The following is a 25,933-nucleotide window of genomic DNA, read 5'->3' on the forward strand; positions in this document are numbered from 1 at the left end:
GGTTGCTTTAACTGGGCATTTTCAATCCATAGTTCACTGACGAGGAGCCATCCCATGGCCACGAAAAAAGCTGCGAAAAAGCCGGCCGCTAAGAAGGCGGTCAAGAAGACTGCCGCCAAGAAGCCGGCAGCGAAGAAGGTTTCGGTAAAGAAGGCGGTCAAGAAGGTCGCCAAGAAGGTGGCCAAGAAGGTCGCCAAGGTGAAGAAGGCGGTCAAGAAGGCCGTTGCCAAGAAGGCGGTGAAGAAGACCGCGAAGAAGGCCGCCACCAAGAAGACCGCGAAGAAGGCCGTCGCCAAGAAGGCGGTGAAGAAGACCGCGAAGAAGGCTGCGACCAAGAAGACCGCGGCGAAGAAGACGGTGAAGAAGGCGGCTGCGAAGAAGCCGGCCGCGAAGAAGGCCACCGCCAAGAAGACCGTGGCGAAGAAGAAGCCGGCCGCTCGCAAGAAGAAGGCCGCTCCGGTCGCGCTGCCGGCCACGCCCGCGCCGCTGATCTGATCCATCCCGATCGCTGTTCCTAGACTCTCTCCCCGGTGCCCAGCGGGGAGGGAGTTTTTTATTTGCGGCGTCCTGCCGTGCGCGCTCGCAGCCTGCGTTGTGGGAGGGACTTCAGTCCCGACGCGAGAGTGCCTCCGCCCGACGATCCCTCGGCATCCGTCTTCTCGATCCACGCACATGGTCCTCCGTGCCCTGCTTGCCAGGTCGCGAGGTGGACATCGCGCCTGTGCTTATCGCATCGGCAACGGGCGCGGCTCGCCGCGTCAGCTCCGTGCCGCGGCCGGCGCCTGCGGGGAGGGCCACGCGTCCACCGGATCTCCCTGGCATGCAGGTGCTGCCTCGGCAGCCACGTGAGTACCGGGAGGAGCCGACAGTCGGCTTCGGCGAATGACTTACGCGACAGCGATACTTGGGTCACGACACGACGGTAGGCGGCAGCCAAGGGCGGCGCATCGCGTTCAATGAACCGACCCAGACGTGGATCGACCGATCACCGGGATCGGGGCCGCTGCGGCAACCGCGACGCGCCTGGCATCCGTTGACCCGGCCAAGGGGGGGGGCGTGCGCAACGCGCCAGCGCGTCGTGCCGGGACGGTCGACACCTCATCGCTCTTTCCGCGCATTGCGTGGACCACGGGGATGCTCCAACCACCTGCTTTCGCGACACTCGAGCCGGATGCAGCTTTTCCGTAGGAGCCAACTGTCATGCCCCAGCGATAACCGGAGGAGCGTACGGGGCCTGATCGCGCGCGATGGCATTGAGCCAGCGCAGGAACTTGTGCATGCAGGCGACGATGGCGACCTTGGCCGGCTTGCCGGCCGCGCGCAGGCGCGCGTAGGTGTTGGCCAAGGGGGATTTGGCGCGGATGCTGGCCCAGGTGGCTTCAGCCGCGACGGACATTCCCGGTAATGCCCGTGGCGGCTGAAGCCCTCCTACGGGACACGTCTCGTCGTCATTGGCGGTGCCCTGCAGGCGCGATCTGCGCATGCGCGCGGCCCAGCGCACGCGTGCGACAGTGCACCGGGCTGCCGGCACGCTGGCGGCCGCCTGCGGCGACGCGGGGTGCCGTGCCCAGCGTTGCGGGATCGTGGACGCCGCCGAGAGGACGCGGTGGGCGCCCCTGCACGCGATCGTGGAGGCGACGGCGCGCCAGCGCCGTGCTTCACGCGGGGCGCTCGGACAGCCGCTGTCGTCGGGGCGACGCAATCACTGATCGCGCGGCGCGGCATGACGTCGGCCGTTGCAGCAGCATCGGGTGACGCGATCGCGCGCCGTATCGCTGCGTTGTCGCAACTGCGACAGGGCGGCGTCCCAGCGACGGCGCAGGGTGGGGGCTGCGCAGCGCAGGTCAGCGGCGCAGACAGCAGAAAGGCGGCTTGCGCCGCCTTCTGCGAGGATGCCGCCGGCGCGCGCGCTCAGTGCGGCGAGGCCACCGACTTGGACGAGGACGCGCCCTTCTTGTCCTTCGGGTCCGGGCGCTCGGCCATCAGGTTGTCGCTGCCGAAGTCGGTGTCCACGTCCAGCCAGCGCTGCGCCGGCAGGCCGATCGCGCGGTCGAGCACGGTCGGCAGCAGGCCCGAGGGCAGGCCGCTTTCGCCGTTCCACAGAATCGCCACGGCAAAGTCGCGTTCCGGCACCAGCGCGATCAGGCCGCGGTAGCCCTGTACCGCGCCGGCATGGAAGATCACCTGGTGGCCGGAGTAGTCGAACACGCGCCAGCCCAGTGCGTAGCTCGCCGAGTTGACCCGGGCGCGGCGCCAGCCCGAGCGCATCTCGCCCGGGGTGAGGATCAGCGGCGCGTGCAGCGTCGCCAGCAGCGGCTCCGGCAGCACGTCGGGGCGATGCCCGGTCTGCGCGATCAGCCACTGCGCCATGTCGCTGATGCTGGCGTTGACGCCGGCGGCCGGCGCCAGGCGGTAGTAGGTCGGCTTGGGCGTCAGCGAGACCCAGCCGTTGCGGCTGCGCACGTGCGGGCGCGCCCAGCGCGGGCTGGCCTGGATGCCGGCCAGGCCCATGCTGGCGTCGTTCATGCCCAGCGGCTTGAAGATGCGGCGTTCCACCGACTGCTCGTAGAAGCTGCCGGACGCGGCGAACACCACGTCGCCGATCAGGCTGAAGGCGACGTTCTGGTAGGCGTAGCACTCGCCCGGCGCGCACTTCAGCGGCGCATAGGCCAGCTTGTGGCTGAGGGTGTAGTAGTCGAGGTTGGATTCGACGTCGCGGTCGTAGGCGTTGAAGGTGAGGCCGACGCGGTGGCTGAGCAGGTCGGCGACGTTCAACTGGCGCGTGGCCACCGGGTCGCTGAGCTGGAAGCCCGGGACATAGTCGACCACCTTGCTGTCCCAGCGCAGGGTGCCGTCGTTGACCAGCAGGCCGGCCATGGTGCCGGCGAACGCCTTGGACAGCGAGGCCAGGCGGAACACGGTGTGCGCATCGACCGGCTCGGGGCGGTTGACGTCGGTGACGCCGTAGCCGCGCGCGCTGAGCACCTGGCCGTTGTGCACGATGGCCATCGCCAGCCCGGGCACGCGCTCGCCGTAGGTCAGTTGTTCGGCGGCCGACTCCAGTGCGGCCACGTCGAAGCCCCTGGCCAGCGGCAGCACCTGGCTCTGGGTCAGCGACGCGCGGTAGGGCAGCGGCTGGGTCGGCGAGGTGTAGCGCGTGGCTTCGGTGTGCAACGGCGGCGGCAGCGGTTGTGCGGGCGCCGGCGTCTGTGCGGTGGAGGACATCGCAAAGGGCAGCAATGCCCCGAGCAACCCGGTTGCCACCGGTCGAAGGAGCCGGTGCCTGCTGTTCTGTGTCATTGCGCCTGAGGCCTGTGAGGTGCTGCCGGCAACGATTCTAGCGCCGGATTTCTCGAATGCACAAACTGGGAGAAGATGAATAGGCATCGCCTTGATCCTGCTGGGGATTTCCCGTGTCGGACGGGGGTTGCGCGGACCTGCCGGCGGGGCGATGGCGGGACTGCGGCGGACGCCGATGGACATGCAACTGGCGTGCCGCGCCAGGCGTACTTAGCCCCTCGCCCACCGGGAGAGGGGGTGGGGTGAGGGGGTGCCGCCCAGCAACACCGAGACCTGCTAGCGATGGTCGGCAAATCGCCGCCGCGCCACGACGCGCCGCGCAGCGCCCGCTTCACCCCTCCCGCAGGACGGTACGCCCGCGGATCAGATCGGCGGCGCGTTCGGCGATCATCATCGTCGGGCCATTGGTGTTGCCGCTGACCAGGCGCGGCATCACCGAGGCATCGACCACGCGCAGGCCGTCGAGACCGCGCAGGCGCAACTGCGGGTCGACCACCGCCTGCGCGTCGCTGCCCATCCGGCAGGTGCCGATCGGGTGATAGATGGTTTCGGCCTTGGCGCGGATGAAGGCGATCAGCCCGGCCTCGTCCAGATCCTCGCGCGCCGGCAGCAGCGGTGCGCCGCGCCAGGCGTCGAACGCGGGCTGCCGCAGGATGTGCCGCGCCAGGCGCGCGCATTCCACCAGCATGCGCAGGTCGAAGCCGTCGGGGTCGCTGAGGTAGTTGGCCTGGATCCGTGCCGGCGTGCGCGGGTCGGCGTCGTTGAGCGCGATGCGGCCACGGCTGCGCGGTTGCAGGTGGCAGGCGTGCAGGGTGAAGCCGTCGCCGGGCAGGCGGCTGCGGCCGTGGTCGTCGAGCATGGCCGGCACGAAGTGCAACTGGATGTCGGCGCGCGCGTCCGGGGCCAGCGGCGAGCTGATGAAGCCGCCGGCCTCGGCGATGTTGCTGCTGCCGGCGCCGCGGTGCCCGCGCAGGAAATAGTCGAAGGCGATCTTGGCCTGGTTGCGGCGGTCGTAGCTGATGCCCGGGCGGGTCCGGTACAGCGTGCAGACGTCCAGGTGATCCTGCAGGTTGGCACCGACTTGCGGCTGGTCCAGCTGCACCGCGATGCCGTGGCGGCGCAGCGCGTCGGCCGGGCCGATGCCCGAGAGCATCAGCAACTGCGGCGAGTTCACCGCGCCGGCGCTGAGCAGCACCTCGCGCGCGGCGCGCGCCTGCACCTCGCGGCCGTCCTGGGCATAGGCGACGCCGACCACGCGCCCGCCCTCGATCAGCAGGCGCAGCACCAGCGCGTCGGTGACCACCTGCAGGTTCTCCCGCGCGCGCGCCGGCGCCAGGTAGGCGACCGCGGCCGAGCAGCGTGCGCCGTCCTTCTGGGTGACCTGGTACAGGCCCACGCCCTGTTGCCGGGGGCCGTTGAAATCGGGGTTGTGCGGAAAGCCCGCCTCCTGCGCGGCGGCCACGAACACGTCCGAGAGCGGGTTGTGGTAGCGCAGGTCGGAGACGTGCAGCGGGCCGTCGCCGCCATGCAGCGCATCGCCGCCGCGGCTGTTGCATTCGCTGCGGCGGAAGTAGGGCAGCACGCCGCGCCAGTCCCAGCCATCGGCGCCGCCGCTGGCCCAGTCGTCGTAGTCGGCGGGCACGCCGCGCACGTAGCACATCGCGTTGATCGAACTGGAACCGCCCAGCACCTTGCCGCGCGGCCACCACAGGCGGCGGTCGTCCAAGGCCGGCTCGGCCTCGGTGAGGTAGTTCCAGTTGAGGCGGCGGTTGTTGGCCAGGCGTGCCAGGCCAGCGGGCATGTGGATGAAGGGATTGCGGTCGCGCGGGCCGGCCTCGATCAGCAGCACCTTGCAGTGGCGGTCCTCGCTCAGGCGGTTGGCGAGCACGCAGCCGGCCGAGCCTGCGCCGATGATGATGTAGTCGTACACCCGCGGTGTCCCTTGAGTTCCTGGCGCCGACGCTAGTTGCCGAGGATAGAGCATATGCTCGGCGCGGCCCGCGGCCGGCCGCGGCGCGCGTGCGGCACGGGATGCGAGGGCCGCGCGCGCTGGCGGTGTTGCGGTGCATCAGCTACCGTGCGCGTTTTCCGACCCCGAAAATCGCCGATGTCCCGTTCCTGCGCCAGGGTCCGCCGCCGATGAGCGCCGCCCCGCATGCCCCCGGCGCGCTGGCGCGGTTGCGCGGCGCCCTGCGCGATTCGCCGCCGCTGGCGTGGGCGTTCCTGTACTTCTTCTCGCTGCTCAGCGGCTACTACGTGCTGCGGCCGGTGCGCGAGGCGATGGGCGCCTCCGCCGACGTGGCCGCGGTGTTCCCGCCGGCGATGATCGCGTTCTTCGCGGCGCACGGCATGCCGCTGAAGGAGTTCGCGCTGCAGGTGCTGTTCACCTGCACCTTCCTGATCATGCTGTTGCTGCAGCCGGTCTACGGCGCGCTGGTCAGCCGCTATCCGCGGCGGGTGTTCCTGCCGGTGGTGTACGGCTTCTTCATCGCCACGCTGCTGCTGTTCTACGTGCTGTTCGACAGCGGCGTGCCCGGGCGCGGCATGGCCTTCTTCCTGTGGATTTCCGTATTCAACCTGTTCGCGGTGGCGGTGTTCTGGAGCTTCATGGCCGATGTCTTCAGCAATGCCGAAGCGCGCGCCTGCTACGGCTACATCGGCGCCGCCGGCACGCTCGGCGCGTTCCTGGGGCCGGTGATCGCCAGCAGCCTGGTCGAGCGCATCGGCATCGCCAACCTGATGCTGGTGTCGGCCGGCTTCCTGGTGATCAGCGTGATCTGCCTGCTGCGCCTGCGGCTGTGGGCGGTGGCACGCGAGCGCGCGCGCGGCGTGGCCGGCGGCGAGGTGCCGATGGGCGGCGACGTGCTGGCCGGGTTGAAGCTGATCGCACGCGAACCGCTGCTGCGCTGGCTGGCGCTGATGTCGGTGTTCGGGGTGGGCGTGGGCACCTTGCTGTACAACGAACAGGCGGCGATCGTGCGCCGCCTGTACACCGATGCGGCGGCCAGTACCGCCTTCTACGCCAGCATCGACCTGGCGGTGAACGCGCTGACCCTGGTCCTGCAGTTGCTGGTCACCCGCGCGCTGCTGTCGCGCTTCGGCATCGGGCCGGCGCTGCTGATCCCCGGCTGCGCGATCCTGCTCGGCTACTCGGTGCTGGCGGTGTCGCCGCTGCCGATGCTGGTGGCGGTGGTGCAGGTGGTGACTCGCGCCGGCGAGTTCTCTCTGGCCAAGCCGGCCCGCGAGACCCTGTACACCCGGGTCGGCCGCGAATGGCGCTACAAGGCCGGTGCGGCGATCGATACGGTGATCTACCGCGGCAGCGACCTCAGCTTCGCCTGGCTGTACAAGCTGCTGTCGGGATTCGGCTCGCAGGTGGTGTTCGTCGCGGGCGTGCTGGCCGCGTCCGGCATGACCTTGGGCGCGTGGCGGCTGCTGCGCGAGGCGGCCAAGCTGCCGCCGGAACGCACGCCGCCACCGTGAGCCGGCGCAGCGTGGCAGGGGGCTGGTCGCCCTTCGGGACGGTGGCTATGCTGGCGCCCTGTCTCCTGTGCCGGATAGCACGATGATCCTGTTGGCTTCGATCCTGGTGGGCGCGGTCGCGCTGCTGCACCTGTACATCCTGGTGTTGGAGATGGTGCTGTGGACGCGCCCGCTGGGCATGAAGGTGTTCCGCAACAGCCCGGAAAAGGCGCAGGCCACGCGCGTGCTGGCGGCCAACCAGGGACTCTACAACGGCTTCCTCGCCGCCGGCCTGGCCTGGGGTCTGCTCGCGCAGCGGGTCGACGTGATGCTGTTCTTCCTCGGCTGCGTGGTCGTGGCCGGCCTGTACGGCGGCTGGAGCGTCAGCCGCCGCATCGTGTTCGTGCAGGCGCTACCGGCGGCGCTGGCGATCGTCGCGGTGCTGCTGGCGTACTGAGTCGCCGCCGCGCACGCGGCGCGTGCGATCTGCGTGCGCCGGCCCGCGCCGAGCGCCTCGTCATTCGCTCCAAGAAGTGTCGCGTAGGAGCGGTTTCAGACGCGACGGGCGTCACCGGGAACGCCCGTCGCGGCTGACGTCGCTCCTACGGTGAACGGGCGCCTTGCATCTACTTGATTGGGCGCGTGCGATGGTCGGTGTCCTCGCGCCGCACCGGCATGTCCGGCGGCGCGCGCCGTGCCGGCGCATGGTCGCCGCCAGCCGATCCGCGAGGCGCTGGACCGGTCGGCCGACGTGCGGCAAGACCCCGTCCTTGGTGGCGTCCGCTGCCGGGATCGCCACCGGACCCTCAAACGCACGACGGCGGACCGAAGTCCGCCGTCGTGGGTGTCGCATGGCCAGGACGATCAGGCCGCTTCGCGCGAATGCCCATCGTCGGTCGCGGCTGCGGCACGCTGGTAGTAGCTCGCCGAGCGCAGTTCGTCGGTGTCGAAGTCGTCGACGCTGATCGTGTCCATGGTGATCTCGCGCAGCTCCTCCAACTGACGGCGCTCGTCGGCCGACAGCACGCCTTCGCGCACCGCCTCGTCCAACTGCGAGGCGAAGTCCAGCGCCTCGATGCCCTTGCTCTTGAGCGCCTTCAGGAACTTGCGCTCCACCGGCTCGGCCAGCACCGCCTTGGTCAGGTAGCTGGCGATGCGGCCGCCGGGGTTGTGCTCGCACGGGGTCAGGAACACGCCCTGGCCCAGGCGGTCGCGGGCTTCGTTGGGGGTCATCAGCAGCGCGGCGACGCGGTGGCCCAGGCGGTCGCCCGGCGCCTCGGCACGGCGGCCCCACGGAAAGATCAGCGCCCACATCAGCCAGCCGACCGGACGGATCGGGAAATTGCGCAGCGCCGCCGACAGTGCCAGCTCGATCTTGTGCACGCTGTCGTGGAAGGCCCAGGCCAGCAGCGGCTGGTCGGTCGCCGGCGCGCCGTCGTCGTGGTAACGCTTGAGCATCGCGCTGGTCATGTAGATGTGGCTCAGCACGTCGCCCAGGCGCCCGGACAGCGACTCCTTGAACTTCAGCTTGCCGCCGAGCATCAGCATCGACACGTCGGCCATCAGCGCCAGGTTCGCCGAGTAGCGGTCGAGCTTGCGGAAGTAGCGGCGGGTGTAGGCGTCGCCCGGCGCGGCGCCGATGCGCGCGGCGGTCAGGCCGAACCACAGCGAACGCACCGCGTTGGAGATGGCGAAGCCGATGTGGCCGAACAGGTTGCGGTCGAACTCGTCGACGCCGGCCTGGTGGTCCGGGTTGCCGGCGGCCTTCATCTCCTTCATCACCCACGGATGGCACAGGATCGCGCCCTGGCCGAAGATCAGCAGGCTGCGGGTCATGATGTTGGCGCCTTCCACGGTGATCGCGATCGGCGCGGCCTGCCAGCTGCGGCCGGCGAAGTTGCGCGGGCCGAGGATGATGCCCTTGCCGCCGACCACGTCCATCACGTCGCTGATGACCTCGCGGCTCATCGTGGTGCAGTGGTACTTGGCGATCGCCGACGGCACCGACGGCACGTCGCCGCGGTCCACCGCCGCGGCGGTGGCCTGCGACAGCGCGCTGATCGCATAGGCCTTGCCGCCGATCCGCGCCAGCGCTTCTTCCACGCCTTCGAAGCGGCCGACCGACAGGCCGAACTGCTTGCGGATGCGCGCATACGCACCGGTGACGACCGCGCCGAACTTGGCGCCGCCGCTGGCGGTGGAGGGCAGGGTGATCGAGCGGCCCACGGCCAGGCACTCGTTGAGCATGTTCCAGCCCTTGCCGACCATCTCCACGCCGCCGATCAGCTGGCTCAGCGGGATGAACACCTCGCGGCCGTGGATCGGCCCGTTCTGGAACGGCGAGTTCAGCGGGAAGTGGCGGCGGCCGATCTCGACCCCGGGGGTCTCGCGCGGCAGCAGCGCCAGGGTGATGCCGATGTCCTTGGTGTCGCCGATCAGGCCGTCCGGGTCGTACATGCGGAACGCCAGGCCGACCAGGGTCGCCACCGGGGCCAGGGTGATGTAGCGCTTGTCGAAGGTCAGCTTGACGCCGAGCACGTTGGCGCCGTTCCACTCGCCCTTGCAGACGATGCCGTAGTCGGGGATCGAGGTGGCGTCGGAGCCGGCGAACGGACCGGTCAGGCCGAAGCAGGGCACTTCCTGGCCCACCGCCAGGCGCGGCAGGTAGTAGTCCTTCTGCTCCTTGGAGCCGTAGTGCAGCAGCAGTTCGCCCGGCCCCAGCGAGTTGGGCACGCCGACGGTGGAGCTGACCACGCTCGAGACCGAGGCGATCTTCTGGATCACCTTGTGGTGGGCCAGCGCCGAGAAGCCGAGACCGCCGTATTCCTTCGGAATGATCATGCCGAAGAACTTGTTCTTCTTGATGAAGCTCCACAGCTCCGGCGGCAGGTCGGCGTGGACGTGGGTGATTTCCCAGTCGTTGGTCATCCGGCACAGCTCTTCGACCGGGCCATCGAGGAAGGCCTGCTCTTCGGCGGTCAGCTGCGGCTTGGGATAGTTCAGCAGCTTCTGCCAGTCCGGATCGCCGGTGAACAGTTCGCCTTCGAAGCCGACCGAGCCGGTCTCCAGCGCGATGCGCTCGGTCTGCGACAGCGGCGGCAGCACCTTGCGGAACACCTTCAGCATCGGTGCGGTGAGCAGCGGCTTGCGCACGAACGGCAACAGCAGCGGCACTGCGACCACCGCCAGCACGACGGCCGCGACGATGGTGGCGACGTGGCTGGCGCCGAGCAGCCAGCACGCGACCAGCAGGGTGGCGCTCAACGCGGCCCAGACGGCGAGCCGCATGCGGTGATAGGCGGCGAACGCGCCGGCCAGCAACAACACGAGGAAGGGGGCAATGATGCTCATGGGCGTGCTCCGGGGAGGTACTCGGTGACGGCGGACGATGCGCCGGCGCTGGCCGGTGGCAGGGCGTCCAGGTAGTGCAACACAGTGGCGGTAAATGCGGCGTTGTCGTCGCCGGCCAGCATATGCGTGGCCTCGGGCAGATGCGCATGCTGCGCGTGCGGCACCAGCGACAGGAATTCTTCGATGGTCTGCGGCGTGACCAGGTCGCTGCGCCCGCCGCTGATCAGCAGCAGCGGGCACTGCACGTGCGCGGCGGCCTGCGCGATCGCGCCCTGGTGCTGTTCGCTGTCGCGCGCCAGTTCCTCGACCAGGCGCGGATCCCAGTGCCAGTACCAGCGACCGTCGGCGTGCTGGCGCAGCACGCTGCGCAGCGCCTCGGGCGACTTGCGCGCGCGCTGCGGCAGGTAGGCGGCGATGGCGTCGGCCGCGGCGTCCAGGGTGGCGAAGCCCTGCGGATGCGCGGTCATGAAGGCGAGGATGCGCTCGACCCCGGCCGGCTGCCAGCGCGGGGTGATGTCCACCAGCACCATCGCGCGGAACAGGCCCGGCCAGCGCGACTCGGCGATCAGCCCGAACAGCCCGCCCATCGAGGCGGCCACCAGCACAGGGGGCGGCGACATCTCGCCGGCGACCACAATCAGGTCGTCGGTGAACTGCTCGCCACGATAGGGCAGGTCCGCCGGGTTGCGGGCCGAATCGCCATGGCCGCGCGCGTCGTAGGCGACGCTGCGGTAGCCATGCGCCTGCAGCGCCGCGGCGGTCGCCGTCCAGGCGTGCCGGGTCTGCCCGAAACCATGCGCGAACAGCACCGATCCGGCCTCGCCGGGACCGGTGACGGTCGCGGCCAGCGTCAGCTCGCCGGCGCCGGACAGGGCGGCCGAGACGGCATGCGGGACGGTGGCGGCAGCGGAAACCATACGAGATAGTATGGTCGCCCTGCGCGGCATGTCAATACGATGCAGTATGGGTGCGAAAAGCCAATGCTGCCGGGCATTTGCGCCGGCCTTGTGAAGGCCACATACTGCAACCGACGTCCCCGTATGGTTAAATCCACGGATGAATACCGCGCCCGTTCCTTCCTCCGACGACGGCGCCGCTTCCGGCGGCGGCCGCAACAACCGGCTCAGCGCCGAAGACTGGGCGCAGGCCGCCCTGGACCTGATCGCCGAACAGGGCGTCAGCGCGGTGGCGGTGGAGCCGCTGGCGCGGCGCCTGGGCGTCACCAAGGGCAGCTTCTACTGGCACTTCCCGTCGCGCGATGCGTTGCTGCAGGCCGCGCTGGAGCGTTGGGAACTGGTCGAGCAGCAACAGGTGTTCGGCAGCCTGGAAGAAGTGCCGGATCCGCGTACGCGGCTGCGCGCGCTGTTCCAGCTGGTCGCGCACGAGGTCAAGCCGCACGTCATCTACAGCGAGTTGCTGAAGGCGCTCGACCATCCCGCGGTGCGGCCGGTGATCGACCGGGTCTCGCAGCGGCGCATGGAGTATCTGATCGCCTCGTTCCGCCAGTCCGGACTCAGCCGCACCGACGCGCAGCACCGCGCGCGTCTGGCCTATGCCGCCTACGTCGGCTTCCTGCAGCTGTCGTTGCAATTGCACCAGCCCAAGCAGGCGCGCGAGGACTTCGAGGCCTACGTCGAACACGTCATCGTGACCTTGATTCCGGGCTGATGGCGCACGGTCCCGTCGCTGCCGACGCCCTGGAGGCCGTGCATCGGCACGTGGCCGCGGGCGACTACCGGGCTGCCGATGCGCTGTGCGAGCGCGCCTTGGACGCTGCGCCCGCCGATCTGGCGCTACGCCGCGCGCATGCGCTGCTGCTGATGGACAGCGGCGCGTTCGCGCGCGCCGCCCACGCCTGGGCGCTGCTGGCGGCGGCCGAACCGAGTGTGGAGGCATGCAGCCGCAGCGCGATCTGCCTGGCCCGGCTCGGCGAGCATGCGCAGGCCGTGCCCGCGTTCGAGCGCGCCTTGCAGCTGGCCGCCGACGCGTTCCTGGTACGGCTGTGGTATGCCGAAAGCCTGGAGGCGCTCGGGCGCCACGACGAGGCGCTGCCGATGTACTTCGCGGCGGTGCGCACGGCGCAGGCCAAGGGGCGCTGGCTCGACCAGGCCAGTACCGCGCCCGAATTACGGACGCGCGTGGTCGCCGCGATGCAGCGGATCGATCAGGGGCGGCACGCGTTGTTTGTCGCCGCGATCCAGCCGTTGCTCGATCGCTTCGGCGAGACCGCGCTGCGCCGGGTGATGGCGGCATTGCGCATCTATCTCGGGCTGCAGGCGCGGCCTGCGGACGATGGCCAGCATCCGACCTTCCTGTACGTCCCGGATCTGGATCCGTCGCCCTATCTGGGGGCTGCGCGCTTCCCCTGGTACGACCGGCTGCAGGACGCTGCCGCCGGGATCGTCGAGGAGGTGCACCAGGTCCTGGCGTCGCGGCAGTCGGTGCAACCGTTCCTGGATTTCAGCAACGGCGCGTCGCCGCAGGACTATCTCGTCGGCCAGCGCGGCGACGGCGCCTGGGATGCGTATTTCTTCTACCGGCACGGGCAGGCCTACCCGCAGAACCTGCAGCATTGCCCGCGCACGGCCGCCGCGTTGGCTCAGGTGCCGTTGACCCGGATCGACGGGCACGCGCCGGAGGTCTTGTTCTCGATCCTGGCGCCCGGCACCACGATCAAGCCGCACTACGGCGTGACCAATGCGCGCGTGGTGACCCACCTGCCCTTGATCGTGCCGCCGGACTGCGCGCTCGAGGTCGCCGGCATCGCGCATGCCTGGGAGGTCGGGCGCCTGGTCACCTTCAACGATACCTGCCTGCACCAGGCCTGGAACCGCAGCGAGCGGGTGCGGGTGGTGACGATCCTGGACACCTGGCACCCGGATCTGGACGAAGCCGAGACGCAGGCGCTGCGGCAACTGGTCGAGACGATCGGCGCGTTCAACCTGCGCGCCGGCGTCTGAGCGGCGCCGGCCGCGGTGCGCGTCGTGCGCTCCGCGGCGCAGCTCAGCGCTTGAACATGAGGTAGGTCGAAAGGATGTACTTGTCGTTGGAAACGGGCGGCTCGCCGACGTGCTGGTACATCCAGTAGGGCGGGAACATCAGCAGCCTGCCCGCGCGGGGCGCAGTTTCCACGTCGAGGTCGCAGAAGCGCGTGGTTCCGCCTTCGCCGACGTCGTTGAGGTACCACAGGAACACCAGGTAGCGCTCCGAGACCGCGTCGAGCGCGTCGAAGTGCGGCTGGAAGCGATCGGTGCCGCCCACCTGGTATTTCTTCAGGATCAGTCGGTCGATCGTCGGCCGGTACGGGATGGGCAGGGTCAGGCCCAGCTCCTGGTTGTAGCGGGCCAGGTAGTGTTCGATCCGGTCCAGGAAAAAGCCCAGGAAGGCCGGATCGGCCAGCTTGCCGACGTCCAGCTCGGTCCAGTTGCTCTCGGCGAGCGCGGCGTGGAGCGTGCTGCCGTTGCGCAGGTGGTGCGCGCGGGACGATTCGAACCCGTCGATCAACTGCTGGCAGAACGGGATGGGCAGCGCGTCGTCGTAGCTGCGGATGTAGTCGCTCAGCGCTTTCATGGGGTGCGCGCCTCCAGGTCATAGCCCCAATGTGTCGCGACCGGCTGCAGGATTGGCAGCGCACTGGCCAGCCAGGGCGCATAGGGATGCCAGCGTCCCACTGCGCGCTGGTTCACCGGTTCCACCACTTGCGCGTAACTGGGGGTGCTGATGTAGCCCTTGCGTGCCGCGTGCTGCGCGAAATCGGCCAGGAACCCGGCCTGGTCGATGCCCAGGAAGTCGCCGATGCGTTGCACCTGCGCAGGGAAATCGGCCACCGTTTCCTCGTACTTGAGGATCAGCAGTTGCGGCTGCAGCAGCGCCTGATGGTGGATCCAGAAACGCATCGCGTTCACGTAGCTCTTGGCCAGGCGCTCGAGCGTGGAGCACAGCACCATGAAGGCGGGCGAACGGAAGTTCTGCATGTAGCAGCTCAACAGCACGTCGCAGGGGTGGCGCAGGGCGAGGATGATCTTCGCGGCGGGGAACATGCGCATGATCACCGGCAGGCGCAACATGTTCAGCGGGTTCTTGTCGACCAGTTGCTGGCCGGGGGCCAGGGTCGCGACCTTGGCGACTTCCGCCCAGTACACCTGGCGCATTGCTGCGACCTGGTCCTGGTCCAGCGCGTCCAGGTCGTACGGGTAGCGCTTGCCCTGCGCCTCCATCCATTCGATGCAGCGCTGCAGGATCGCGCGTTCGTCCATCGACACGTAGCGCGGATGCGCATCGAGCATCTGTTCGAGCATGGTGGTGCCCGAGCGGGGAAAGCCGACGATGAACACCGGCGATGCGTCGCTGTCCGGCGCCGTGCCGCGCGGGTCCGTGGCGAACGGGTTGTCCAGCCACAGGCTGGAGATCTGCAGCGGTTCTTCGCCGGAGTGGGCGATTTCCGGAATGGTCTCGGCAGCGAGCTTGAACTGCAGGGCGTGCGCCTTCTCCAGCATGGCCATCGCCGCGGCGGGCTCGCCCTGCTTGTCGTCGATGCCGGCCAGCGCAAAGTAGGCGTTGGCCTCGATCTGCACCTGCGGTTGCAGGGCCAGCAGTTCGGTCGTGGCGGCGCGCGCGGCGGCGTAGTCCTTGCGGCGCAGCGCCAGCGCCGACTGCAGTTGCAGCAGATCGATGCGGGTCTGCCGGTCGTCCTGCGCGGCGAGAGCGCTCGCCTGCTGCCACAGCGTCTCGGCCTGCGTGATGCGATTGGTGCGTTCGTGCAGCTGCGCCAGGCGGATCAGGTTGGAGAGCGACGGCGCCTGGCCGCGCTGCGCCTGCGACAGCAACGCCTCGGCCTCGTCGGTTCTGCCGACCTGGATCAGCGCACCGGCCAGGTCCTCGCGCAGGTCGTCGGGCAAGTGCGGCCACACTGCTGGCGGCGGGAGCAGGGCGGCGGCCCGCTGCGCATCGCCGCATTCGAAGCAGGCGATGGCGGCGTGGATGCGTGCTTCCGGCTGTGCCGGATCCAGGTCGACCGCGTCCAGCAGGCGGTGCCGCGCACGCGCGATGTCGCCCATGTCCAGCAGCAGCAGGCCATGGTCGACCAGATAGTGGTAGGTCTGCGGCGCCAGGGCGAGCGCCTGCCGGTAGGCCTGGTCGGCGTCGGCATGCTCGCCAAGGGTACGCAGCGCCATGCCCAGATTGGCCCAGTGCGCCGACTCCTGCGGCTGCAGGCGGGTCAGGGTGCGGTAGTGCGTGGCCGCTCCGGCCACGTCGCCGCTCTGTTGCAGCGCCATCGCCAGCAGCGTGTGCCAGCCGGGATCGTGCGGTGCCGTGGCCAGTGCCTGCCGGCACAGGTCGCCTGCCGCGTCGGCCCGGCCTTGTTCGATGAGATGGATCGCGTATTGCAGCTGTGGTGCGTTCATTCCGGTCTGCCAAAAAAGAGGGCCGCGCGAATGCTTCGCGCGGCCCTCGTCGTCACGTCAGGAGCGGACTGAGCGAACTCAGAAGCTCATGCTGTAGCGAGCCCACAGGTAGCGGCCAACGGTGTCGAAGCTGTTCACGTCCGTGTTGGCGTTCAGCACGTTGTTCTGATACAGCATGGGCGGCTGCTTGTCGAACACGTTGTCCAGGCCCACTTCCACCTTCGAATTGAACCACGGCAGCGCGTAGTTCACGCTGACGCTGTGCAGGAAGTAGGAACCGTAGGGAACCACCACGTACGGCAGGCCGGCGTCGGCGCTGCGGTTCTGCGCCGGATCGGCGCTGCCGATGTCGAACGGACCGACGTAGCGCACGCGCCAGCTCGCGCCCAAGTCGCCCTTCTGCCAGTTCACGAACAGGCGGCCGCGGACACGCGAGTACAGGCCGTAGCTCTTGTTGTAGGTGCCGGCGATATGGGTCACCACGCCCGCCGGATCGGCCGGGTTGGTCTTGTTGTCGTAGCGCGCGATGTAGGTGCCGTCCAGGCCGAAGGTGTAGCTACCCCAGGCGGTGTCCGGCAGACGGTAGCGCAGCGCCAGATCCCAGCCCTTGGTATCCAGGCGGCCCAGGTTGACGATCGGCTCGCGGATGAAGTTCACCTGGCCGTCGGCATAGCGGTTGATGAAGCCGCAGAACGGGCTGTTGTTGTCGGTGTAGCAGATGTCGGCCACGGTCTGCGCATCGGCGCGGTTGATCGTGTCGTTCAGGTACAGGCGCCAGTAGTCCAGGCTGGCCGAGAAGCCCGGCAGCCATTCCGGGTCATAGACCACGCCCCAGTCGAACGACTTGCCCTGTTCCGGCTTCAGGTCGAAGCCCGCAGCGACCGAACCCGACCACACGCCGGTGGTCTGCGACATGCCGCTCGGGGTGATGCCGGTGGCGCCCGGGATGGCGGTCGCGCCGGCGCCGGCGCCGCACGCCGCTTCATGGTCGCGCGGGGTGCCGGTGCGGCCGTAGCCGAGGCAGGGATCGGCGAAATTCGGCGCATCGCCGCTGGCGCCGGCGTACAGGTTCTCGATCGTCGGCGCGCGGAACACCTCGGCGACCGTGCCGCGCAGCAGCAGGCTCTGGATCGGACGCCACTCCAGCTGGACCTTGCTGTTGGTGGTGTTGCCGAAGGTGTTGTAGTCCGAATAGCGCGAGCCCAGGGTCAGCGCCAGCAGGTGCGCGAACGGCACCTCGGACAGCAGCGGCACGTAAAGTTCGGCGTACAGTTCCTTCACGTTGTACTTGCCGCTCAGCGGGGTGCCGCAGGCTTCCTGCGAGATGAAGCAGTTGCCGTTGGCATTGGCGATGGCGATGTAGTCGACCGCGTTCTTCTGGTACTCCTCACGCCAGGACACGCCCACCGCCAGCTGCGTGGCGCCGGCCGGCAGCGAGAACAGCTCGCCGCTGGCGTTGGCTTCGAAGCTGCGCATCTGGTAGGTGGTGGAGTAGGTCGGACGCGCCTCGTACTTGCCGAGGGTCGCGATGGTCTGCGGGTCGTTGATGTTGAAGATGTTCAACGGGGTGCAGCCGGCGATCACCGCGCCGGCGCTGCCGCACTTGACCACGCCATCGGTGTCGCGGAACGACGGGCCCAGCGCGTCGCGCAGGCCGGCGTAGTACACGTAGCCGTAGCTGGTGTTCTCGCGGGTGTAGTGGCCGTAGTTCATGGCCGCGTCCCACTTCCAGGTGCTGTCGCCGACGAAGCCTTCCAGACCGGCCACGACCTGGTCGGTGATGGTGCTGTAGTAGGAACGGCGCTGGCCCAGCGAGGTGAAGCGGGTCAGCAGCTGGTTGTACTGGTTGCCGCCGTTGTCCGCACCGAAGTTGGTGCCGAACGGGTTGTAGAAGTTGTCGGCGGAGATCACCACCTTGTCGCCACGGGCGTCGAACGGCAGCGGCGCGATCGCGAAGTTGGAGCTGGTCTTGTTGTGGTAGACCTGGGCGAAGGCGTTGATGCTGTCGGTGATCTGATAGTTGGCCAGGAAGAACGCGTTGGTGCGCTCCTGCGGCGTCATGATCAGGTTGGTGGCCTGGTAGTTGAAGGAGTCGGTCGCGCCGGAGTAGCAGCGATAATCCCCCTGCGAGGCGCCGGTCGCACCGGGCTTCAGGGTGACGGTGGAGCAGCCGCCGTACTGGGGACGCAGGGCGGCCGGCACGGTGATGCGGCCGCGCGGATTGCGGCTGGAGCCGAGCACGGTGACCGCGCCGCTGTACAGGTAGGTCGCGTCCTTGGAGTACTTGCGGTCGGCGGAGGAGATGCCGTCGAACTTGTTGTAGTTCAGGCCGACCATGATGTTGCCGCGATCGCCGACCTGACCGAAGGTCAGCGAGCCGCCGCTGCGCGCGCCGTCGTTCAGATGCGTCGCCTGACCGTAGTCGACGCTGACCGCCAGGCCTTCGAAGTCCTTGCGCAGGATGAAGTTGACCACGCCGGCCACGGCGTCGGAGCCGTACACCGCCGAGGCGCCGCTGGTCAGCACTTCGATGCGCTCCACGGCGCTGGCGGGGATCGAGTTGACGTCGTTGTTGACGACGCGACGGCCGTTGACCAGCAGCAGGGTGCGCTCGTCGCCGAGGCCGCGCAGGTCGACCGAGGACTTGCCGTCGCCGCCGCCGTTGTTGACCGCCGGGGTGGCCGGCGCGCCGGACATCGCCGGCAGTTCCTGGACCAGGTCGCCGAGGGTCAGCTTGCCGGTCTGCTCGATCGCGGCGCGATCGATCACGACCACCGGGCTGGCGGTCTCGGTTTCAACGCGGGCAACGCGCGAGCCGGTGACCTGGATGGTGTCCAGGGTCTTGGACGCATCGTTGGAGGAGCTGTCCTGGGCCACGGCCGCGCCGGTGCTGAGCAACGCGGTGGTGCCGGCAGCGAGGGCGCACGCGATCGCGTCGCGCAAGCGATGGGTCTTGCAATTCATTGGCTCTCTCTCCGAAAGGTGTATGTCAGCTGAGTTCTCCTGCGGAGGCGCCGAAAAAGCGATGCCAAAAACCGCGGGGTAAGCCGATGTTAACTTTGTCTTCAGAGAAATTAAAGAGTCGTTAATGGGCGTGTAATTTCAGTGATGTATATCACGCTTGTTCAGGCAATAAAAAAGCCTCCGCGAGGAGGCTTTTTCGTTTCGGAACAGCACGTTGCCAGTGGCCGCTACAGATCCTGCTCGTAGCGCACGTAGGGAATGGTGCCTTCTTCGGTGCTGATGTTGTTCGGCGAGAACGGGTTCTTGCCGCGGGTGATGACGTTCTCGGCGCCGACGGTCAGCTGGCCGCTCCACGGGGTGCGCCAGGTCAGGCCCACGCCCAGGCCGGTCCACTTGCCGGGCTGGCCGGGGGCGTCGACGACACGGCCGATGACGTTGGCGCTGAACGAGCCGTAGCCGCCGCCGATGCTCAGGCTCTTGCTGTCCCAGCGGTCGAGCATCGCCGGGGTGGCGTCGGCGATCGGGACCAGGCGCGCCTTGGCGTAGGTGCCGCCGATCGAGACGAAGCCCTCGCGGCCGATGTTCTGCTGCGCGAAGACGGTGAGGTCGTTCTGCTCCATCCGCATCGACGGCGTCTTGTTGGCGCCGGCCAGCCAGGCGGGGAGGTTCTCGCGGCCGGTGCCGGCCGACAGCGACAGGCGCCCGCCGGGGCGGTTGAAGGTGGTGGTGGCGGCGACGTGGTGGCCGGTGGTGCCGTCGTCGTCGCCCAGGCTGGCCAGCATGCAGTGGCTGGCCAGCCCGCTGATGCTGCTGCCGCTGGCGCTGTTGCACAGCAGGCCCAGCGAGTCGCCGGAGGACAGGCCGAACGCGGCATCCAGGGAGTTGCGGCCGAAATGCCAGCGCGCGCCGACCGCCTGTTCGCCGGTGGGCTCCAGATACAACAGCGCCTCGACCTTGCCGCTGCCCTTGTTCCAGACCGGCAGCACGGTGCGGTCCTGGCCAGTGGCCGGCTTGTTCTGCGCGTGTGCGCCCGTGCTCGCCGCAAGGGCGATCAGCAGGGCGAGCGGTAGGCGCAGAAAGGGTCGCATCAGCAGTCTGAGACTTTGGGCGGGCACAAAAGTTCCCGCCGGGCAGGGTGGTCGATGCTAGTGGATTTATGTTTCTTTAACAAGTCGGACTCCCCGGTCGCGACGCGCGTTTCAGCTAGTGCAAGCGCTCCGAGGATGTCGGTTCAGCCTGCGTTACGGCAAACAATACGCCGAATTCCGTCAAAGGGAAGTCATAGTGCCGGCCGCAGAACTCGCAACGGATCTCAACTTGGCCGGTGGCCTCGGCGGCGGCCCGTGCTTCCTCCTCGCCCAGCGAGCGCAGCATCGCCGCCACCCGCTCGCGCGAGCACGAGCAGCCGAAGCGCAGCGGGCGGTCGCCCAGCAGTTCCGGGGTCTCTTCGTGGAACAGCCGGTGCAGCAGGGTCTCGGCCGGCGTCGCCAGCAGTTCGGCCTCGCCGACGGTCTCGAACAGCGCACCGGCTCGGTTCCAGCCGTCCTCGTCGCCGGCGTCGCCGGGCAGCTTCTGCAGCAGCAGGCCGGCGGCGTGGCTGCCGTCGGCGGCCAGGATCAGCCGCGTCGGCAACTGCTCGGACTGGCGGAAGTAGTCCTCGAAGGCCTCGTCCAGCTCGGCCGAGGACAGCGCCACCAGGCTCTGGTAGCGCTGCGGTTCGCGCGGGTCCAGGCCGGGGTTCTCGATGGTGATCGCCAGCAGGGCGTCGTCGCCGAGCGCGCGCAGGTCGCGCGGCGCGTCCTGGCCTTCGCCCAGCTGGACGATGCCGCGCAGCGTGCCGGCGGCGGTGCATTCGGCGAACAGGGTGCGCAGTGCGCCCTGGCTGCGCAACTGCACCGACAGGCGTCCGTCGACCTTGGTGTGGCCGGTGAACAGGGCCGCGGCGACGCAGGCCTCGCCCAGCAGTTCGGTGGCCGCGGCGGGGTAGCTGGCCGGCGCCAGGATCTCGCGCCAGGTGTCGTGCAGGCGCACGTGCACGCCGCGCACGCCGGCGTCGGGCAGCAGGAAGCGGGTCAGACGATCGTCGGAAGAATGCATTGCGGCCTCGCTGCGCATGGGAAGATGGCGACCGCACGATAGTGGATCATCACGGTGGACCAGGTCGAAGAACGCATAGGAATGGGGGCGGCGCGCCGCGATGCAAGTGGCGCCGCGCCGGCGCGTCCGCGCGCCAGGCGCTGGCGGCGCTGGGTGCTGCTGGCGCCGTTGGTCTTCGTGCTGGCGAGCTTGTCGCAGGTGCTGCTGCTGCGCTTCGTCGATCCACCGTTCTCGGCGATGATGCTGGAGCGCCAGCTGGGCGCCTGGGCCGGCGGCGACTGGTCGTACCGCATCGCCTACGACTGGCGCGATACCGCGCAGATCGCACCGAGCCTGCCGATCTCGCTGGTCGCCGCGGAGGATCAGCGCTTTCCCAGCCATCATGGCTTCGACCTGGACGCGATCGAGAAGGCGCGCGACCACAACGCGCGCGGCGGGCGCCTGCGCGGGGCCAGCACGATCAGCCAGCAGGTCGCCAAGAACCTGTTCCTGTGGCAGGGCCGCAGCTGGCTGCGCAAGGGATTGGAGGCCTGGTACACGGTGCTGATCGAGGCGCTGTGGTCGAAGCAGCGCATTCTCGAGGTGTACGCCAACGTGGCCGAGTTCGGTGACGGCGTGTACGGCGCGCAGGCGGCGGCGCGCAGCTTCTGGAACAAGGACGCGGCGCAGCTGACGCCGGCGCAGAGCGCGCTGCTGGCGGCGGTGCTGCCGGCGCCGCAGCGCTACAACGCCGCCCGTCCCGGCCCTTATGTGCAGGGGCGGGCCAACTGGATCCAACGCCAGACCCGGCAACTGGGCGGACCGGCCTATCTGCAGGCGCCGTAGGCTTGAAGCCCCTCTCCCCTCGGGAGAGGGGCTGGGGTGAGGGTGCGGCCGCACGTGCGCATTGGGGTTCGGCGGCAGGCGGACCCTCATCCGCCCCTTCGGGGCACCTTCTCCCGGTGGGAGAAGGGAGGAACTCGTCAGGCGATGCGCGGGCCGCTGGTGAACGCGCAGGCCGCTCCGTACCATCCGCCGATGGAATCCGAACGTCTCACCGTCGTCGTCACTGCGTTCAACGAGGCGCAGACCCTGCCGCTGCTGCACCCGCGCATCCTCGCCGCGCTCGATGGCCTGCCCGGGCTGGAGGGGCGCGTGCTGTACGTGGACGACGGCAGCCGCGATGCCACCTGGGAGGCGATCCAGGCGCTGGCCGCGTCCGATCCGCGGGTCGGGGCGTTGCGCCTGTCGCGCAATTTCGGCAAGGAACTGGCGCTGACCGCGGGCCTGGACTGTGTCGACCGCGGCGCGGCGATGCTGCTGGATGCCGATGGGCAGGATCCGCCGGAACTGATCGGGCAGTTCGTGGCGCACTGGCGCGCCGGCTACGACGACATCTACGGAACGCGCCTGGTGCGCGAAGGCGAGAGTTGGCTCAAGCGCGGCACCGCGGCGCTGTTCTACCGCGTGATCGGGCGCCTGTCGAAGACGCCGATCCCTGCCGATACCGGCGATTTCCGCCTGCTGTCGCCGCGCGCGCTGGCCGCGCTGCGGCAGTTGCGCGAGCGTCATCGCTTCATGAAGGGGCTGTTCGGCTGGATCGGCTTCCGCCGCCTGGCGGTGCCGTACCGACGCGCGCCGCGGCTGGCCGGGCGCAGCAAGTTCAGCCTGTGGCGGCTGTGGAACTTCGCCCTGGACGGCATCACCGGTTTCTCGACCGCGCCGTTGCGGGTGGCGACCTACGTGGGCCTGGCGACGGCGGTCGGCGCCTTCCTGTTCGCGATCTGGGTGGTGGTCAAGGCGGCGCTGTGGGGCGATCCGGTGGCCGGTTGGCCGACGATGATGGCGGTGATCCTGTTCCTGGGCGGCGTGCAGCTGATCGCACTGGGCCTGATCGGCGAATACCTGGGTCGTCTGTACGAGGAATCCAAGCAACGACCGCTGTACCTGGTGGACACCTGGCGTGCACCGGGCGAAGGAGTATGCTCGGCCATGCGATCCAGCGAACCGGGAGGCAGCGATGCGCACGGTACGGCAGGTCTTGAGCGAAAAGGGCAATGAGATCCACGCGGTCGCGCCGGACACGGCGGTGATCGAGGCGCTGCGGCTGATGGCCGCCAAGGGCATCGGCGCGGTGCTGGTGATGCAGGACGGACAGCTGTCCGGGATCCTGTCCGAGCGCGACTACGCACGCAAGGTGGTCCTGCAGGACCGCTCCTCGGCGACCACGCCGGTGCGCGACATCATGAGCGGCAAGGTGCACACCGTCGATTCCTCGCAGAGCGTGCAGCAGTGCATGGAACTGATGACCGGACACCGCATCCGCCACCTGCCGGTGGTGGACGCCGGCGCCGTGGTCGGCGTGATCTCGATCGGGGACCTGGTCAAGGCGGTGATCGAGGAGCAGCGCCAGGAGCTGGATCAGTTGCAGGAGTACATCAGGAGCTGAGGGGCTGGGAATCGGGAGTGGGCAATCGGGAATAGGAAATCAAACGCAGCGATCTCCTGACGCGATCTTGGGACATCGGTCGCCTGACAAGATCGACGCGCGCAATGCGCTTTTGATCCTGCCATTCCCTATTCTCGATTCCCCATTCCCGGCTTCAATGCCCGCACTGAATATCCTTGCCCGGCCCAGTCTCGATGGTGGCCAGCAGGGCGGCGGGCGGGGCGATGCTGCCCAGGGCCACGGCGATGGCGCCGCGTACGCCCAGGGCCTTGAAGTCGGGGCGGAAGCTGGGGTCCTTGAAGGTGCCGCCGACGCGCAGCGGCGAGCGCAGGGCCAGGATGCTGTGGTCCTTGGGTTGCGCCTTCAGCAGCAGGTCCAGGCGTTCCTGGCCCAGGTCGATGGTGCCGCTGCCGACCAGCAGGGTGTCGGTGCTGTCGAAGGCCAGTGCGCGCGAGGTCATTACCCCGTGCCGGACGCCGAAGTCGCCGAACGCGCAGCGCACCGGGATTTCGCGGTCCTTGGTCACCAGGTACTTCAGCGATTCGCCCAGATCCAGGCCGGCCAGTTCCATCACCAGGTTGCTGATGCGGCCCTTGCCCATGCCGACCGCGACGTTGCCGTCGGCGCTGCCGAGCATCTGCGCGATCGAGTTGCCGCTGCCGGTCAGTGCGATCTCGCCGCCGATCGCGCCGGCCGCCTCCTTGGCCAGCTTGCCGTCGGGAAACAGCTTTCCCAACTGCACGCCGCGGATCGACAGCTGCGCGCGGGTCTGCAGGGTGGGCTTGCGCGCGTCCATGCGGATGTCCGAGCGCAGGTCGCCGCCGGCCACGCCGAAATTCAGCGGCTGCAGCAGCAGGACGCCGTCGTCGAGCTTCAGGTGCGCGTCCATGTCCTCCAGCGGCAGCGACGGTGCATTGATGCGCTGCGCCTTCCAGCGCACGTCGGCATCCATCGCGCGCAGCTTGCCGAGGTCGTACGGGGTGGACGGCAGCACCTTGTCGGCGGCGGCCAGCTTGGCCGCCTGCGCCTTCTGTTCGGCATTGGCGGTCTCGCCGGCGCCGGTGCGCGGCGGCGCGCCGACGAAGCCGGCCAGGTCGTCGAAATCCAGCCGCTGCGAGCGCAGGTCGGCACGCAGGAACGGGCGCTGCCCGGCGGTGTCGATCTGCACCGTGCCGGCCAGGTCGCTGTCGCCGGCGCGGCCGCGGAAGTCCTGGTAGCGCCAGCGATCGCCGTCGCGCTGCAGGCGCCCGTCCAACTGGTAGGGCGGGGTGGACGGAATGGCGATGCCCAGCAGCGGATACAGGTGGGCCATGTCGGTGCCGGCCAGCTGCAATTGCAGGTCGAACACGCGCAACTGGAACGGGTTGGTCAGGGTGCCGCGCATGTGCGCGCGGGTGCTGCCGGCGCTGCCGCGCAGGTCGACGCGGAACGGATGGTCGCTCTCGCTCAGTTCCAGCGGCGAGGCGGTGTTGCCCTTGAGGGTGAAGGGATTGCCGCGCCAGCGGCCGTCGCCGCTGACCGCGATCGGCGGCGCGGCATCGCCATGGCGCCGCTGTCCGACCTGGCTGTCGACGGCGATGTCGATCTCGGTGCGCCCGGCCGGATCCTGGAAGCGCAGGTGTCCCTGCTGCACCAGCAGCGCGCCGAGTACGACCGGGCGGCCGCCGTCGGACGCGCCGAACACCCAGTTGCCGGGATGTCCGGCCGGCCCGGTCTCCAGCAACAGATCGGGCTTGGTCAGGCGGATCTCGGGGATGCGCACGCGGCCGCGCAGCAACGGCCACAGCGCGATGTCCAGTTCGGCGCGGTCGGCGCTGGCCATCTGCGCCTGCTTCGACCAGCCGGCATTGGCGAAACGCAGGCGATCGGCGCGCACGGTGACGATGCGGCCCAGGTCCACGTCCAGGTTGCCGTCGATATGGAAGGCGCGTCCGGTGCGTGCCTGCACCGCGCGTTCCACCGGCGCCTTGAACCAGTTCCAGTCGAAGATCAGGATGATGACGAGCAGGAGCAGCACCAGCGCGCCGAGCACGAACGGCCAGCGCCGCAGGCGGCCATCGTTGCGTCGCCAGGGCCAGGAGCGGCGGCGTGCGCCGGATGCGGAAACGGGTTCGCGAGCCATGCGGCCATCCTAGGCGGCCGCCGTGCACGGGGTGCGAAAGCGATCGGCCGCTTCAGAGCACCTGGCCGGTCACCGCGACGAAGTGGCAGACGCTGCCGGCGAGCACGAACAGATGCCAGATGGCATGGAAGTAGCGCACGGTGTCGCGCTGATAGAAATACGTACCCAGGGTGTAGAACAGGCCACCCGCCAGCAGCCAGCCCAGGGTCCAGACGTCGATGGAGCGCAGCAACGGTTCGATCGCGACCACGATCAGCCAGCCCATGGCGATGTAGAGGATGGTCGAGAGCAGGCGGAAACGGCCGGTGAAGAACAGCTTGAAGATCACCCCGGCCACGGCGATGGTCCAGATCGCCGCGAACAGGCTCCAGCCCCACGGACCGCGCAGGCCGATCAGGGTGAACGGGGTGTAGGTGCCGGCGATCAGCAGGTAGATCGCGCAGTGGTCGAAGATCTGCAGGCGCGCCTTGGCGCCGGGATGGGAAATGGCGTGGTACAGCGTGGAGGCCACGTACAGCAGCAACAAGGTGACGCTGAACACGATGGCGGTGGCCAGTTGCCAACCGTCGCCGTAGATCGCGGCGAGGGTGATCAGCACCGAACCGCCGGCCAGTGCGGCGATCGCGCCGAGGCCGTGGGTCAGCGCACTGGCGAGTTCGTCGCGCCAGTCCGTGGAAGGCTGCGCGTCGGCGTTCGAGTAGGCGGGCGACCGGTCTGCATCCATGGTCCGCAAGGTAGCGCAATTGCGAGCGGTTCGCATCCGCTGCGGCGCAGCACTGCGACACCGGTTGGGCGTGCGCTCAG

General features: G+C 69.0%; 20 protein-coding genes. 8 read left to right on the forward strand and 12 right to left on the reverse strand.

Going from position 1 to position 25,933, the window contains the following annotated elements:
* Window positions 1-54 precede the first annotated feature (54 nt).
* Window positions 55-495, forward strand: coding sequence for a hypothetical protein (locus AC1PME_RS06530; RefSeq protein WP_254460830.1), 441 nt, complete (start codon window positions 55-57; stop codon window positions 493-495).
* Window positions 496-1,198: 703 nt separating this feature from the next.
* Here AC1PME_RS06530 and AC1PME_RS06535 read toward each other — a convergent pair.
* The 3 genes from AC1PME_RS06535 to AC1PME_RS06545 form a co-directional block, all read right to left on the reverse strand.
* The gene (locus AC1PME_RS06535; protein ID WP_481097670.1) at window positions 1,199-1,396 is read right to left on the reverse strand and encodes a hypothetical protein; all 198 of its coding nucleotides are present in this window, start codon (window positions 1,394-1,396) and stop codon (window positions 1,199-1,201) included.
* Window positions 1,397-1,911: 515 nt separating this feature from the next.
* Window positions 1,912-3,300, reverse strand: coding sequence for a serine hydrolase domain-containing protein (locus tag AC1PME_RS06540; RefSeq protein ID WP_481097671.1), 1,389 nt, complete (start codon window positions 3,298-3,300; stop codon window positions 1,912-1,914).
* Between the two features lie 331 nt (window positions 3,301-3,631).
* Complete coding sequence (locus AC1PME_RS06545; protein WP_481097672.1) at window positions 3,632-5,230, reverse strand: GMC family oxidoreductase; 1,599 nt, start codon at window positions 5,228-5,230, stop codon at window positions 3,632-3,634.
* A 209-nt stretch (window positions 5,231-5,439) separates the two neighbouring features.
* On the opposite strand from AC1PME_RS06545, the gene AC1PME_RS06550 reads away from it, so the two are divergent.
* Window positions 5,440-6,783 (forward strand): NTP/NDP exchange transporter, encoded by a 1,344-nt coding sequence (locus tag AC1PME_RS06550; RefSeq protein ID WP_254460833.1) that lies wholly within the window; start codon window positions 5,440-5,442, stop codon window positions 6,781-6,783.
* 82 nt (window positions 6,784-6,865) lie between these two features.
* Window positions 6,866-7,219: a DUF1304 domain-containing protein gene (locus AC1PME_RS06555; RefSeq protein WP_254460834.1), complete on the forward strand. Its 354-nt coding sequence runs from the start codon at window positions 6,866-6,868 to the stop codon at window positions 7,217-7,219.
* A gap of 407 nt (window positions 7,220-7,626) precedes the next feature.
* Here the strand turns inward: AC1PME_RS06555 and AC1PME_RS06560 are convergent, their stop codons facing one another.
* Together AC1PME_RS06560 and AC1PME_RS06565 are read right to left on the reverse strand one after the other, a co-directional pair.
* Complete coding sequence (locus AC1PME_RS06560) at window positions 7,627-10,113, reverse strand: acyl-CoA dehydrogenase (protein ID WP_307549361.1); 2,487 nt, start codon at window positions 10,111-10,113, stop codon at window positions 7,627-7,629.
* Window positions 10,110-11,030: an alpha/beta fold hydrolase gene (locus tag AC1PME_RS06565; RefSeq protein WP_254460836.1), complete on the reverse strand. Its 921-nt coding sequence runs from the start codon at window positions 11,028-11,030 to the stop codon at window positions 10,110-10,112. The genes AC1PME_RS06560 and AC1PME_RS06565 overlap by 4 nt, the downstream gene beginning before the upstream one ends.
* 139 nt (window positions 11,031-11,169) lie before the next feature.
* On the opposite strand from AC1PME_RS06565, the gene AC1PME_RS06570 reads away from it, so the two are divergent.
* Together AC1PME_RS06570 and AC1PME_RS06575 are read left to right on the forward strand one after the other, a co-directional pair.
* Window positions 11,170-11,781, forward strand: a complete 612-nt coding sequence (locus tag AC1PME_RS06570; protein ID WP_481097673.1) for a TetR/AcrR family transcriptional regulator — start codon at window positions 11,170-11,172, stop codon at window positions 11,779-11,781.
* Window positions 11,781-13,073, forward strand: a complete 1,293-nt coding sequence (locus tag AC1PME_RS06575; RefSeq protein ID WP_254460838.1) for an aspartyl/asparaginyl beta-hydroxylase domain-containing protein — start codon at window positions 11,781-11,783, stop codon at window positions 13,071-13,073. Before AC1PME_RS06570 ends, AC1PME_RS06575 begins: the two co-directional genes overlap by 1 nt.
* A gap of 43 nt (window positions 13,074-13,116) precedes the next feature.
* Here AC1PME_RS06575 and AC1PME_RS06580 read toward each other — a convergent pair whose 3' ends face one another.
* The 5 genes from AC1PME_RS06580 to hslO all read right to left on the reverse strand — a co-directional run bounded on the left by AC1PME_RS06580 (window position 13,117) and on the right by hslO (window position 20,579).
* Window positions 13,117-13,683 carry a 2OG-Fe(II) oxygenase family protein gene (locus AC1PME_RS06580; protein WP_307549366.1) on the reverse strand — a complete coding sequence of 189 codons (567 nt, stop codon included), beginning with the start codon at window positions 13,681-13,683 and terminating at the stop codon, window positions 13,117-13,119.
* A complete protein-coding gene (locus AC1PME_RS06585) occupies window positions 13,680-15,518 on the reverse strand; it encodes a tetratricopeptide repeat-containing sulfotransferase family protein (protein ID WP_481097674.1) in 1,839 nt (612 codons plus the stop codon). The genes AC1PME_RS06580 and AC1PME_RS06585 overlap by 4 nt, the downstream gene beginning before the upstream one ends.
* A 78-nt stretch (window positions 15,519-15,596) precedes the next feature.
* Window positions 15,597-18,482: a TonB-dependent receptor plug domain-containing protein gene (locus AC1PME_RS06590; protein WP_307549370.1), complete on the reverse strand. Its 2,886-nt coding sequence runs from the start codon at window positions 18,480-18,482 to the stop codon at window positions 15,597-15,599.
* Between the two features lie 227 nt (window positions 18,483-18,709).
* Window positions 18,710-19,570, reverse strand: coding sequence for an XOO1806 family protein (locus AC1PME_RS06595; protein WP_254460842.1), 861 nt, complete (start codon window positions 19,568-19,570; stop codon window positions 18,710-18,712).
* A 115-nt stretch (window positions 19,571-19,685) separates the two neighbouring features.
* Window positions 19,686-20,579 carry an Hsp33 family molecular chaperone HslO gene (gene hslO, locus AC1PME_RS06600; protein WP_254460843.1) on the reverse strand — a complete coding sequence of 298 codons (894 nt, stop codon included), beginning with the start codon at window positions 20,577-20,579 and terminating at the stop codon, window positions 19,686-19,688.
* 81 nt (window positions 20,580-20,660) lie between these two features.
* Between hslO and mtgA the strand changes: the two genes are divergently transcribed.
* The 3 genes from mtgA to AC1PME_RS06615 all read left to right on the forward strand — a co-directional run bounded on the left by mtgA (window position 20,661) and on the right by AC1PME_RS06615 (window position 23,007).
* Complete coding sequence (gene mtgA / locus AC1PME_RS06605; RefSeq protein ID WP_481098080.1) at window positions 20,661-21,404, forward strand: monofunctional biosynthetic peptidoglycan transglycosylase; 744 nt, start codon at window positions 20,661-20,663, stop codon at window positions 21,402-21,404.
* 192 nt (window positions 21,405-21,596) lie between these two features.
* Entirely contained in the window at window positions 21,597-22,619 is a 1,023-nt protein-coding gene (locus AC1PME_RS06610) for a glycosyltransferase family 2 protein (RefSeq protein ID WP_481097675.1), read from the forward strand.
* The gene (locus AC1PME_RS06615; protein ID WP_481097676.1) at window positions 22,579-23,007 is read left to right on the forward strand and encodes a CBS domain-containing protein; all 429 of its coding nucleotides are present in this window, start codon (window positions 22,579-22,581) and stop codon (window positions 23,005-23,007) included. The genes AC1PME_RS06610 and AC1PME_RS06615 overlap by 41 nt, the downstream gene beginning before the upstream one ends.
* 154 nt (window positions 23,008-23,161) lie before the next feature.
* On the opposite strand, the gene AC1PME_RS06620 is transcribed toward AC1PME_RS06615, so the two are convergent.
* Both AC1PME_RS06620 and trhA read right to left on the reverse strand, forming a co-directional pair.
* Window positions 23,162-25,129 carry an AsmA family protein gene (locus AC1PME_RS06620; protein WP_481097677.1) on the reverse strand — a complete coding sequence of 656 codons (1,968 nt, stop codon included), beginning with the start codon at window positions 25,127-25,129 and terminating at the stop codon, window positions 23,162-23,164.
* Window positions 25,130-25,181: 52 nt separating this feature from the next.
* A complete protein-coding gene (gene trhA, locus AC1PME_RS06625) occupies window positions 25,182-25,853 on the reverse strand; it encodes a PAQR family membrane homeostasis protein TrhA (protein WP_307549382.1) in 672 nt (223 codons plus the stop codon).
* Window positions 25,854-25,933 lie beyond the last annotated feature (80 nt).

It is taken from the genome of Xanthomonas sp. NCPPB 901 (assembly GCF_056725085.1).

Bases quoted from the DNA above. Each gene is read 5' to 3' on its own strand.
- AC1PME_RS06530 (WP_254460830.1), top strand. From the start codon at position 55: ATGGCCACGAAAAAAGCTGCGAAAAAGCCGGCCGCTAAGAAGGCGGTC.
- AC1PME_RS06535 (WP_481097670.1), bottom strand. From the start codon at position 1,396: ATGTCCGTCGCGGCTGAAGCCACCTGGGCCAGCATCCGCGCCAAATCC.
- AC1PME_RS06540 (WP_481097671.1), bottom strand. From the start codon at position 3,300: ATGACACAGAACAGCAGGCACCGGCTCCTTCGACCGGTGGCAACCGGG.
- AC1PME_RS06550 (WP_254460833.1), top strand. From the start codon at position 5,440: ATGAGCGCCGCCCCGCATGCCCCCGGCGCGCTGGCGCGGTTGCGCGGC.
- AC1PME_RS06555 (WP_254460834.1), top strand. From the start codon at position 6,866: ATGATCCTGTTGGCTTCGATCCTGGTGGGCGCGGTCGCGCTGCTGCAC.
- AC1PME_RS06560 (WP_307549361.1), bottom strand. From the start codon at position 10,113: ATGAGCATCATTGCCCCCTTCCTCGTGTTGTTGCTGGCCGGCGCGTTC.
- AC1PME_RS06565 (WP_254460836.1), bottom strand. From the start codon at position 11,030: ATGGTTTCCGCTGCCGCCACCGTCCCGCATGCCGTCTCGGCCGCCCTG.
- AC1PME_RS06570 (WP_481097673.1), top strand. From the start codon at position 11,170: ATGAATACCGCGCCCGTTCCTTCCTCCGACGACGGCGCCGCTTCCGGC.
- AC1PME_RS06575 (WP_254460838.1), top strand. From the start codon at position 11,781: ATGGCGCACGGTCCCGTCGCTGCCGACGCCCTGGAGGCCGTGCATCGG.
- AC1PME_RS06580 (WP_307549366.1), bottom strand. From the start codon at position 13,683: ATGAAAGCGCTGAGCGACTACATCCGCAGCTACGACGACGCGCTGCCC.
- AC1PME_RS06585 (WP_481097674.1), bottom strand. From the start codon at position 15,518: ATGAACGCACCACAGCTGCAATACGCGATCCATCTCATCGAACAAGGC.
- AC1PME_RS06590 (WP_307549370.1), bottom strand. From the start codon at position 18,482: ATGAATTGCAAGACCCATCGCTTGCGCGACGCGATCGCGTGCGCCCTC.
- AC1PME_RS06595 (WP_254460842.1), bottom strand. From the start codon at position 19,570: ATGCGACCCTTTCTGCGCCTACCGCTCGCCCTGCTGATCGCCCTTGCG.
- hslO (WP_254460843.1), bottom strand. From the start codon at position 20,579: ATGCATTCTTCCGACGATCGTCTGACCCGCTTCCTGCTGCCCGACGCC.
- mtgA (WP_481098080.1), top strand. From the start codon at position 20,661: ATGGGGGCGGCGCGCCGCGATGCAAGTGGCGCCGCGCCGGCGCGTCCG.
- AC1PME_RS06610 (WP_481097675.1), top strand. From the start codon at position 21,597: ATGGAATCCGAACGTCTCACCGTCGTCGTCACTGCGTTCAACGAGGCG.
- AC1PME_RS06615 (WP_481097676.1), top strand. From the start codon at position 22,579: ATGCGCACGGTACGGCAGGTCTTGAGCGAAAAGGGCAATGAGATCCAC.
- AC1PME_RS06620 (WP_481097677.1), bottom strand. From the start codon at position 25,129: ATGGCTCGCGAACCCGTTTCCGCATCCGGCGCACGCCGCCGCTCCTGG.
- trhA (WP_307549382.1), bottom strand. From the start codon at position 25,853: ATGGATGCAGACCGGTCGCCCGCCTACTCGAACGCCGACGCGCAGCCT.